Source organism: Nostoc sp. 2RC, assembly GCF_014222165.1.
Taxonomy (GTDB): domain Bacteria; phylum Cyanobacteriota; class Cyanobacteriia; order Cyanobacteriales; family Nostocaceae; genus Nostoc; species Nostoc linckia.
The window spans coordinates 1-1,001 of the sequence record NZ_JACKZU010000743.1 but is presented as its reverse complement, the minus strand read 5'-3'; the positions used below and the strand labels follow the sequence as shown (position 1 = coordinate 1,001).

Below are 1,001 nucleotides of genomic sequence, written 5' to 3'. Positions count from 1 at the left end.
AATTAAAATTTAGATTTTGGAATTAGTTTATTTCAGGCGTTATCAAGAAAGAATGAAGACGCCAGTCACCAGATTTTCTTGTCTGACTTCTGACTTCTGAGTTCTGAATTCTGAATTATTCTTTAGGGTAGTTTATCTTAACTTATGACACGGCGTTTATTTAGGCAGAATGAAATAAAGGTAAATAAAGTATTTACCATAGTTATTTTTACTACATTGACAGCAATTAGTAGCGTTTCTTGCACTAAGAATAACAATGTATTGATTACAGAAGTCGGAGTTAATCCACCTACCCGCCGTTCAGCTATCAGAACTAAAGCTGAGGCATTTTATGTCCAGGGAAAAAATCAGCATATCAACGGCGATTTGCAAGCGGCCATTGCTTCCTACGATAAGGCAATTAATGAAAATTCTGAATATGTCGCTGCATATAACAGCAGGGGACTAGCTTATTTTGATTTAGGAGATAAAGAAAAAGCGATCGCAGATTACAATCAAGCACTGCGTATCAATTCCAACAACGCCGAAGCCTACAATAACCGGGGAAATGCCCGCGCCTCACAGGGAAACAACCGAGAAGCAATTAAAGATTACAGTGAAGCAATTCGCCTCAACCCCAACTACGCCGAAGCCTACAACAACCGGGGAAATGCCCGCGCCACATTGGGAGAACAAAACAGAGGGATAGATGATTTTGACCAAGCCATTGCCCTCAACCCCAGATATGTCATTGCTTACAATAATCGGGGAAACGCCCGTGCTGCCAACGGAGATCCACAAGGAGCGATCGCAGATTACAATGAAGCGATTCGCCTCAATCCTAACTTTGCCCCTGCCTACAATAACCGAGGCAATGCCCGCGCCAAAAATGGAGACAAAGAAGGGGCACTTAAAGACTTAGAACAAGCAGCAAACATCTTTCAAACTCAAGGAAACAACGATTTATATCAACAAGTAACGAGAAATATTAAAGAACTTGCACAGTAGGGGGGGTGGGGAGA

At 41.9% G+C, this 1,001-nt stretch carries 1 protein-coding gene; it reads left to right on the top strand.

The genetic code is table 11. From position 1 onward, the window contains the following. The first annotated feature begins 144 nt into the window (after positions 1–144). A complete protein-coding gene (locus tag GNE10_RS34785; protein WP_185570540.1) occupies positions 145–987 on the top strand; it encodes a tetratricopeptide repeat protein in 843 nt (280 codons plus the stop codon). Positions 988–1,001 lie beyond the last annotated feature (14 nt).

Coding starts and splice junctions, on each gene's coding strand:
- GNE10_RS34785 (WP_185570540.1), top strand. CDS start 145: ATGACACGGCGTTTATTTAGGCAGAATGAAATAAAGGTAAATAAAGTA.